We start from the raw sequence: 9,516 nt of genomic DNA on the forward strand, positions 1-9,516 counted from the left end.
GAAAAATCTAAAGGATTTTTTAAAAAATTATTTAAAAAATAGAGGTGTATAAATGGACAGAGTTGCATTTAGTATATTTGGTATAGATGTTATGTGGTATGGAATACTTATGGCATCAGGAATGATACTAGGAACAATTATAGCTCTAAAAGAAGCTAAGAGAGTTGGTATTAGTGAAGATAGTGTACTTGATTTAGCAATAATAGCTATACCTATGGGACTTCTTGGTGCAAGATTATATTATGTTTTATTTAATTGGGGATATTATTCTCAAAATCCATCTCAGATACTTAATTTTAGAGGTGGAGGAATGGCAATACATGGAGCATTAATTGCTGGACTACTTACAGGATATATATTTACTAAAATTAAGAAAATTAACTTCTTAAAAATGGCAGATACTATTATGATAGGTATGCCTCTTGCGCAAGCTATAGGAAGATGGGGAAACTTTATAAACCAAGAAGCTCATGGAGGGCCAACTAATTTACCATGGGGAATTATGGTAGATGGAGTAAAAGTGCATCCAACATTTTTATATGAATCAATATGGGATGCATTAATATTTGTATTCTTATGGATGTTTAGAAAGAAAAAGAAATATGAAGGTAAAATTATAGTATACTATATAGGTCTTTATTCTTTAGGAAGATTTTTTATAGAAGGACTTAGAACTGATAGTTTAATGATAGGACCATTAAGAATGGCACAAGTTATAAGTTTAGTTGGTGTTATTGGTGCTATAATTGCACATATATATTTATCTAAAAAAGAAAATAATAAAACAAAAGAATAAAAACAAGGAGAGAATTAAAATGGAATTTCATCACGTGTCCGTACTCTTAAATGAGTGCATAGAAAACTTAAATATAAAGCCTGACGGAGTATATGTAGACTGTACTATGGGAGGAGCAGGACACTCTAAGGAGATAGTTAAAAGACTATCTGATAAGGGATTATTTATAGGATTTGATCAAGATAAAAATGCTATAGCTACTGCAAAAGAAAGATTAAGTGAGTATAGCGATAGAGTTAGATTTGTTCACAGTAATTTTGAAAATATAAAGGAAGAACTAGCAAAAATAGGAGTTTATAAAATAGATGGAGTACTTGCTGACTTAGGTGTATCATCTCATCAATTAGATGAAGCTGATAGAGGATTTTCATATATGCAAGATGCTCCACTTGATATGAGAATGGATGTAAGATGTGACTTTTCTGCATACGATGTTGTTAATACCTACAGTGAAGAAGAGTTAGCTAAAATAATAAAAGATTATGGAGAAGATAACTGGGCTAAACGTATAGCCAAATTCATAGTAGATGAAAGACAAGAAAAACCAATAGAAACTACAGGAGAACTTGTAGAAGTTATAAAAAAAGCAATACCTAAAAAAGCAAGGATAGATGGTCCACATCCTGCAAAAAGAACTTTCCAAGCTATAAGAATAGAGGTTAACAATGAGCTTGGAGTCATAACAAAGATGATAGATGATGCTGTTTCTATAATGAATGAAGGAGGAAGAGTTTGTATAATAACTTTCCATTCATTAGAAGATAGAATAGTAAAAAACGAATTTAGAGACTTAGCATTAGACTGTGTATGTCCATCACATTTACCTATATGTCAATGTGATAAAGAATCACTAGTGAAGGTTATAACTAGAAAGCCTATACTTCCAAGTAAAGAAGAAATAGAGGAAAATCCAAGATCAAGAAGTGCTAAATTAAGAGTAGCAGAGAGAATATAATTAAAATATAGTGATATATTAAAGAGGGTTATGTAAAGTAATTGAATTATTTTATATAACCTCTTTTAATATATAAAAATATATCATTTAAGGAATTAAGCACTTTTTATACACTTTGATTTTGGTGAAGCCGACTTTAAGCAATGGATGTGTCCGAAGCATATCGTATGTTTTATAAAATGTTTAACTTATATGTCGCTTAAGGTTATGTAAATGTTACACTAAAATCTAATATATAACATGAATTAATATATAGTTTAAAATTTTTAGATATTGATAAGATATTCTGTGTTAATTTTTCTAAAACTTTTAAAAGGGACATCTAGCATTTATCACAAATATATAACTAATTAGAGTATACAGAGGTGGATAAATGAAAAAGAAGATTAAAACTGATAAAGTTAAAAACATAAATGAATATAAAAAAGAAAAGAAGAATAAATATAAAAAGAGAAAAAATAGAAAGGTAAAAAAAGTAATATTAAGATTTGGATTAATCATAGTTTGTTTTTTAATAATTATTATTAATATATGTGGATACTCAGTTGTGGGTAATCTTAAATATGATATATATTACTTAAAAAAAGAGCTAAGACAGGAGGAAATAAGGTTAGATGAGTTAAAAGCGAAAGTAGATACAAATAGTTCTATAAGAGAAATAGAAGAAAAAGCGAAAGAAGAGCTTAATATGGATTATCTTAAGAAAAACCAAATTAGATATATCGAAGTAGAGAATTAAAAAAGGAGGGGGAAACTTGAAAAAGATAAAACGAATGAGTAAGAAAAGATTAGTGCTTGTTCTTATACTAGCATGTGGTTTATTTTTTGCACTTACGTTTAGAACTGGATATCTTCAAATTATAAAAGGGGATTGGTTAAGTACTAAGGCTATTGATCAACAAACAAGGGAAATACCTATAGAACCTAAGAGAGGAACTATATATGATAGAAATATGAAAGAAATAGCTGTAAGTATTACAAAATATACAGTATGGTGTAAACCAGTAGAAGTAAAAGATAAAGAAGCTGCAGCAAAGCAAGTAGCTGAAATATTAGGGAAAGAATATGACGACGTATACAAATCAATATCAAAAAAGAACATGGCATTAGTAAAAGTACAAAGATGGATAGATGATGAAAAAGCAAGTAAAATAAGAGAGGCTAAAATATCTGGAATATGGGTAGCTGAAGATAATCAGAGATATTATCCATATGGAAACTTTGCAGCGTATGTTTTAGGTCATACATCAGCAGATTCACAAGGTATAGCTGGAGTTGAGATGCAATATGATAAGCATTTAAAAGGAACAGCGGGAAAACTTATTGTAAGTACTGATGCATCAGGTAGAGAGATTCCACAAGGTTTAGAAAAATATTATGAGCCAGTACAAGGAAATGGTTTAATATTAACTATTGATGAGGTTATACAGCACTATACTGAAAAGGCGGTTCAGAAGGCATACGAATTAAATAATGCAAAAAGGGTAACAGTTGTAGCTATGGATCCTAAAACAGGTGATATATTATCTATGGCATCAAAGCCTGATTATGATCCAAATGATTCTAGAACTCCGATATATCCATACTACCAAGAAGAATTAGATAAATATGATGAAAAAGATAAGATAAAAGGATATTATCAAATGTGGAGAAATCCAGCTGTAAGTGATACATATGAGCCAGGTTCTACATTCAAGTTGATAACATCTTCAGCAGGTATTGAAGAAGGTGTTGTTAAAGAAAGTGATAAATTTACTTGTACAGGAAGTTTAACTATAGGTGGAAGAAGAATCAAATGTTGGAGACACTACAGGCCACATGGTGAACAAACATTTGCAGAAGGTGTACAAAACTCTTGTAACCCTGTATTTATGACTGTAGCAGAACGATTAGGTGTAGCTAAAATGTATGATTACATAGAGGCTTTTGGTTTTATGGAAAAAACAGGTATAGACTTACCTGGAGAAGCTAAAGGTATAGTTTATAATGAAAAAAATGTGGGACCAGTTGAACTTGCAACAATGTCTTTTGGTCAATCTATATCAGTAACACCAATGCAGCTTATAAGAGCAATTTCTACAATAGCAAATGATGGAAAAATGATGCAGCCAAGAGTAGTAAAAGGATATACTGATAATAAGGGTAATGTAATAGAAGAGATCGAACCTAAAATGATAAGACAGGTAGTTTCAGAAGATACAGCTGATAGAATGATGAAAATAGCAGAATCAGTTGTTAGTAAAGGTGGAGGTCATGCAGCATATATACCAGGATATAGAATAGGTGGAAAGACTGGTACTGCTCAAAAAGTTGTAGATGGTAGATATGCTCAAGGTAAATACATATGTTCATTTATGGGAATAGCACCAACAGATGATCCACAAATAGTAGTTCTTGCAATAGTAGATGAACCAACTGGTGTAAGTGCATTTGGTAGTACAACAGCAGGTCCTATAATTAAGGAAATTATGAGTGAGGTGTTACCGTATTTAGGTGTAGAACCAGTATACACTGAAGAAGAAAAGAAAGAACTACAAAAAAATCAAGTGGTAGTGCCAGATATAAGAAATTTAGCTATAGAAGATGCAGTTAAAATATTAGAAGAAAGTAATCTAAAAGCTAACTTGGATCCAGATATAGAAATTCCAGAAGGCTCAAAAGTAGTAGATATGTTCCCTAAACCAGGAGTTAAAGTAGATGAAAACTCAAGCATAATGCTCTATTTTAACAACTAAAAGTAACATATAGTTAGAAATACCTTCAAAAATATATAAATATAGTATATAATTAATAGGTTGATATTTATAAGGGGGGCAATGTATATGGATTTATACATTGCCTTTTATTAAGAAAATATAGTTAGAAATTAAAATATAAGGAGGATTGAGTATGAATAGTCTAACGATATCAGAACTAGCAATTGCTACAAAAGGTAAATTAGTAATTGGAAATGAAAGTGACACTATAAATGACATAGTTATAGATAGTAGAAAAGCAAACAAAGATAATGTATTTGTTGCTGTAATAGGAGAAAACTTAGATGGTCACCGATTTATGCAATCAGCATATGAAAATGGATGTAAAACATTCATAAAAAATGCAAGTAGTAGCATAAAATTAAATAGTTCGGATATAAATTTAATAGAAGTAAAAGATACTCAAATAGCATTAGGTGATATTGCTAAATACTATAAAGAAAAGTTTGATATACCATATATAGGAGTAACAGGAAGTGTAGGAAAAACAACAACAAGAGATATGATATACGCTACAGTTTCTTCAACATTTCATACACTAAAGAATCAAGGTAACTTAAATAATCATTTTGGAGTTCCTTTAACTTTATTTAATTTAGATGACTCTTATGAGTGTGCAGTTATAGAAATGGGTATGTCGCACTTTAAAGAAATAGAATATTTAGCCAATATAGTAAATCCTAAAATAGGTGTTATATCTAATATAGGTTTGTCGCATATTGAAAACTTAGGGTCTCAGGAAGGGATACTACAAGCTAAAATGGAAATAGCAACTAATTTTAATGAATCGAATACTTTGGTTGTTAATGGAGACGATAAATTTTTAGGAACTTTAAAGGGAAAAAATCTTGAGTATAAATTAAAAACATTTGGATTCAATAAAGATAATGATATATACTGCGAAAGTTATGTGATGGGTGAGGAAGATTTAACTTTTGTTTGTTATATAGATGGTAAAAAAGAAGAAATATTCATACCTACAGTAGGAGAACATAACATTTATAATGCAATGGCAGCTATATTAGTAGGAAGAGAATTAAACATATCTTTAGAAGATATAAAATGTGGATTAAGAAACTTTAAAGCAACTAAAATGAGATTAGACATAATAAAAAATGATAAAATGACAATAATTAATGATGCATACAATGCAAGCCCTGACTCTATGGAAGCTGCTTTAAAAATACTTGGAAGATACAAAAATAGAAAAGTAGCTATACTTGGAGATATGTTTGAAATGGGTGAACATACTGAATATGGACATCGTCTAGTAGGAAAGTCTGCCGTAGATAATACAGATGTACTAATAGCTATAGGAAAAGACTCAAAATTTATATGTGAAGAAGCTAAAGATCTAGGATTTAATGAAAATAACATACATCATTTTAATACAAAAGAAGAAGCTATAGAAAAAATAGATGAACTTGTAAAAAAAGATGATGTAGTTTTAGTTAAAGCATCTAGAGGTATGGAATTAGAAAAAATAGTAGAATATCTTAATAAATAATCATAAAAGAAATAGCCAACAAGGGAGAGGAGATATATATTATGTTAGGAATAACAGAACTTACTTATACATCGTTGATTTCGTTTCTAATAGTAGTTATATTAGGTCCAATATTTATACCTATGTTAACTAAATTTAAATTTGGTCAAACAGTAAGAGATGATGGACCGAAAACACACTTAGCTAAAAATGGAACACCTACAATGGGTGGAATATTAATGATCGTAGCTATACTGATAACAGGACTTACTAGAAGTAAAGTAGGACCAGATATGGTTATAGGTCTTATATGTATATTTGGATTTGGATTAATAGGTTTTATAGATGACTTCATAATAATAAAAAAGAGAAGATCATTGGGACTAAAACCTTGGCAAAAAATCGTAATGCAATTTGGATTAGCTTTATATGTAGCTAATTATCAATATACTGTATCTGCAAGTGCACCTCAGCTTATGGTACCATTTACAGATATAGCAATAAATTTAGGGCCATTATATGTTCCTATAATGATATTTGTAATAGTTGGAACAGTTAATGCTGTTAACTTAACAGATGGTTTAGATGGATTAGCATCAGGAATAACATTAATAGTATCTACATTCTTTATGTTACTTGCATCTTATTCAGGTGTTGCAAACACAGAAGTTGCTGTATTAGCAGCGGCTACTATTGGTGCTTGTTTAGGATTCTTAGGATTTAATGCATACCCTGCAAGGATATTTATGGGTGACACAGGTTCAATGGCTTTAGGTGGAGCAGTTGTTGCTTTTGCAATACTTACAAACAGTGTACTTTTAATACCATTAGTTGGAGGTATATACTTTGCAGAAGCTATATCAGTTATACTTCAAGTAGCATCATTTAAATTAACAGGAAAAAGAATATTTAAAATGGCTCCTATACATCACCATTTTGAACAATGTGGATGGCCTGAGACTAAGGTAGTATTTACATTCTGGATAGTAACTATAGTGCTTGCTTGGATAGGTATAATAGCAATATTTTAGTTCGGGGGTATAAACAATGAATCTAAAAAATAAAAAAGTTTTATTAGTTGGTTTAGCAAAAACTGGTGTATCTACAATTAAACATCTAAATAGATTAGGTGCAAAAGTGGTTGTAAATGATATAAAAGATAAAGATAAGTTAAAAGATATATTAGATGAACTTTCTGATTTAAACAATGTAGAATATATATTAGGACATCACCCTGAAAATATAGATGATATAGATATGACAGTTGTATCTCCAGGAGTACCATTAGATTTACCTTTTATATTAAAGATAAAATCTAAAAATATAGAGATAATAGGAGAGGTAGAATTAGCGTATAGACTTTCTAAAAATCCAATATTTATTGGTATAACAGGAACTAACGGAAAAACAACTACAACATCTTTAGTAGGAGAAATATTTAAAAAGGCTAATAGAGATACTTATATAGTTGGAAATATAGGAAATCCTGTAATAGATACAGTAGGTGTTGCTAATGAAAATTCTGTACTAGTTACAGAATTAAGTAGTTTTCAACTTGAAAGTATAGCTACTTTTAAGCCTCATGTAAGTGCAATACTAAACTTTACAGAGGATCATTTAAATAGACATCATACTATGGAAGCTTATATGGAAGCAAAGGCTAGAATATTTGAAAATCAAGATAGCAAAGATTTCTGTGTATTAAATTATGATGATGAAGATGTAAGATCTTTATCAGATAATGTAAAAGCTAAAAAAATATTCTTTTCTAGGAAAAAAAGTTTAGAGTGTGGAATATATTTAGATGAAGATAAAAATATCATTGTGAATATAAATGAAAAAATTACACTTTTAAATAGAGATGAACTTAGTCTTCCTGGTGACCATAATCTAGAAAACTGTATGGCTGCAGCAGCAATAGCATATGTATCTAATATAGATATAGATACTATAAGAGAAGTATTAAAAACTTTTGCTGGAGTTGAGCATAGACAAGAGTTTGTAAGAAACTTAAATGGAGTAATGTTTGTAAATGATTCAAAAGCTACAAATCCAGACTCAAGTATAAAAGCTGTTCAATCTTATAATAGGCCTATAGTATTAATAGCTGGTGGTATGGATAAACAAAGTAGTTTTGATGAATTTTTAGATGCAGCAAAAGAAAATGTATATGCATTAGTTTTACTAGGTGAAACAGCACAAAAGATAAAAGAGTGTGCTCAAAATAAAGGGTTTGATAATATAATTGTAGTAAAAGATATGAAAGAAGCAGTAAATGCTTCTTACCAAATTGCTAAAGATGGTGATGTAGTTTTATTATCACCTGCATGTGCAAGTTGGGATATGTATAAAAGTTTTGAAGTAAGGGGTATTGACTTCAAAGATAATGTAAACAATTTAAAGTAACCTCTTATCTAGGGAATGGAGGGAAAGCTTTATAATGGCCAAAGAAGCTTTAAAAAAACAAATTGATAAGAGTACTAAAACAGAATTTGATAGTGTAATATTTTATACAACTATGACTTTAGTATTTATAGGTATCATTATGGTGTTTAGTGCAAGTTTTGTTCAATCTGCTTTTAAACACAATGATTCTTATTACTTCTTAAAAAGAAATGCTATTTATGCTACTTTAGGATTTATATCTATGATTATAATATCTAATATAGATTATAGATTTTGGAAGAAAAATGCTAAAGCAATAGGAATAGTATCAGTTATACTATTACTTTTGGTATTAACACCATTAGGTATAAAAGCAAATGGTGCAAGACGTTGGTTAGGATTTGGAGCATTTACTATACAACCAGCAGAAATTGCAAAGTTTGCTACTATTATAATCACAGCAAAGTTTATAGAAAAAAGATATGATTACATGAAGTCTTTAACAAAAGGAGTTCTGCCTATTCTTATAGTTCCTGGGTTATTCTTTGCTTTAATAATGCTTCAACCAAATATGTCTACAGCAGGAACTATAATATTAGTTACATTTGTTATGATATTTGTAGCAGGTCTTAATATGAAGTTTGTTATAGCTATGTTTGGAAGTGGGGTTGGTTTATTTTTACTTTTAGCCCTTACATCTGAGTATAGATTAAAACGTATATTATCATTCTTAGATCCATTTCAAGATCCATTAGGTAATGGATACCAGGTTATACAAGGCCTTTATGCATTAGGCTCAGGAGGGTTATTTGGAATGGGTCTTGGAAAAAGTCAACAAAAATGGTTTTACATACCTGAGCCACAAAATGACTTTATATTTGCAATAATAGGTGAAGAATTAGGACTTATAGGATGTGCAGTAGTAATAATGTTATTTGTTATACTAGTATATAGGTGTGTAAGAATAGCGTTAAATTGCACTGATATATTTACATGTATGGTTGTAATAGGTATAGGTGCTCAAATAGGAATTCAAGCAGCATTAAATATAGCAGTAGCAACTTCATCAATGCCAGTTACCGGAGTGGCGCTGCCATTTATAAGCTATGGAGGAACCTCACTTATTATATTTATGAGT

At 30.0% G+C, this 9,516-nt stretch carries 8 protein-coding genes; all 8 read left to right on the forward strand.

Annotated features, from left to right (window positions below; genetic code table 11):
* Positions 1 to 52: 52 nt before the first annotated feature.
* Positions 53 to 796: a prolipoprotein diacylglyceryl transferase gene (gene lgt / locus Q5F54_RS06965; RefSeq protein WP_288525552.1), complete on the forward strand. Its 744-nt coding sequence runs from the start codon at positions 53 to 55 to the stop codon at positions 794 to 796.
* A gap of 19 nt (positions 797 to 815) precedes the next feature.
* On the forward strand, positions 816 to 1,751 hold the full coding sequence (gene rsmH / locus Q5F54_RS06970; protein ID WP_277231922.1) for a 16S rRNA (cytosine(1402)-N(4))-methyltransferase RsmH: 936 nt from the start codon (positions 816 to 818) through the stop codon (positions 1,749 to 1,751).
* Between the two features lie 373 nt (positions 1,752 to 2,124).
* Positions 2,125 to 2,490 (forward strand): hypothetical protein, encoded by a 366-nt coding sequence (locus Q5F54_RS06975; protein ID WP_281538409.1) that lies wholly within the window; start codon positions 2,125 to 2,127, stop codon positions 2,488 to 2,490.
* A 16-nt stretch (positions 2,491 to 2,506) separates the two neighbouring features.
* Positions 2,507 to 4,486: a stage V sporulation protein D gene (locus Q5F54_RS06980; RefSeq protein ID WP_071119599.1), complete on the forward strand. Its 1,980-nt coding sequence runs from the start codon at positions 2,507 to 2,509 to the stop codon at positions 4,484 to 4,486.
* A 154-nt stretch (positions 4,487 to 4,640) separates the two neighbouring features.
* On the forward strand, positions 4,641 to 6,014 hold the full coding sequence (gene murF / locus Q5F54_RS06985; RefSeq protein WP_288525550.1) for a UDP-N-acetylmuramoyl-tripeptide--D-alanyl-D-alanine ligase: 1,374 nt from the start codon (positions 4,641 to 4,643) through the stop codon (positions 6,012 to 6,014).
* A gap of 38 nt (positions 6,015 to 6,052) precedes the next feature.
* Complete coding sequence (gene mraY / locus Q5F54_RS06990; RefSeq protein WP_143023162.1) at positions 6,053 to 7,024, forward strand: phospho-N-acetylmuramoyl-pentapeptide-transferase; 972 nt, start codon at positions 6,053 to 6,055, stop codon at positions 7,022 to 7,024.
* Between the two features lie 16 nt (positions 7,025 to 7,040).
* A complete protein-coding gene (murD, locus tag Q5F54_RS06995; protein ID WP_281538407.1) occupies positions 7,041 to 8,399 on the forward strand; it encodes a UDP-N-acetylmuramoyl-L-alanine--D-glutamate ligase in 1,359 nt (452 codons plus the stop codon).
* A gap of 34 nt (positions 8,400 to 8,433) precedes the next feature.
* Positions 8,434 to 9,516, forward strand: a 1,083-nt coding sequence (ftsW, locus tag Q5F54_RS07000; protein WP_302334147.1) for a putative lipid II flippase FtsW, incomplete at its 3' end; no start/stop codon positions are given.

The sequence above is a fragment of the uncultured Romboutsia sp. genome (assembly GCF_958366745.1).
Taxonomy (GTDB): domain Bacteria; phylum Bacillota; class Clostridia; order Peptostreptococcales; family Peptostreptococcaceae; genus Romboutsia; species Romboutsia timonensis.

What these genes read in the sequence shown, in the direction of transcription:
- murD (WP_281538407.1), top strand. Translation starts at nt 7,041, where the DNA reads ATGAATCTAAAAAATAAAAAAGTTTTATTAGTTGGTTTAGCAAAAACT.
- rsmH (WP_277231922.1), top strand. Translation starts at nt 816, where the DNA reads ATGGAATTTCATCACGTGTCCGTACTCTTAAATGAGTGCATAGAAAAC.
- lgt (WP_288525552.1), top strand. Translation starts at nt 53, where the DNA reads ATGGACAGAGTTGCATTTAGTATATTTGGTATAGATGTTATGTGGTAT.
- Q5F54_RS06975 (WP_281538409.1), top strand. Translation starts at nt 2,125, where the DNA reads ATGAAAAAGAAGATTAAAACTGATAAAGTTAAAAACATAAATGAATAT.
- murF (WP_288525550.1), top strand. Translation starts at nt 4,641, where the DNA reads ATGAATAGTCTAACGATATCAGAACTAGCAATTGCTACAAAAGGTAAA.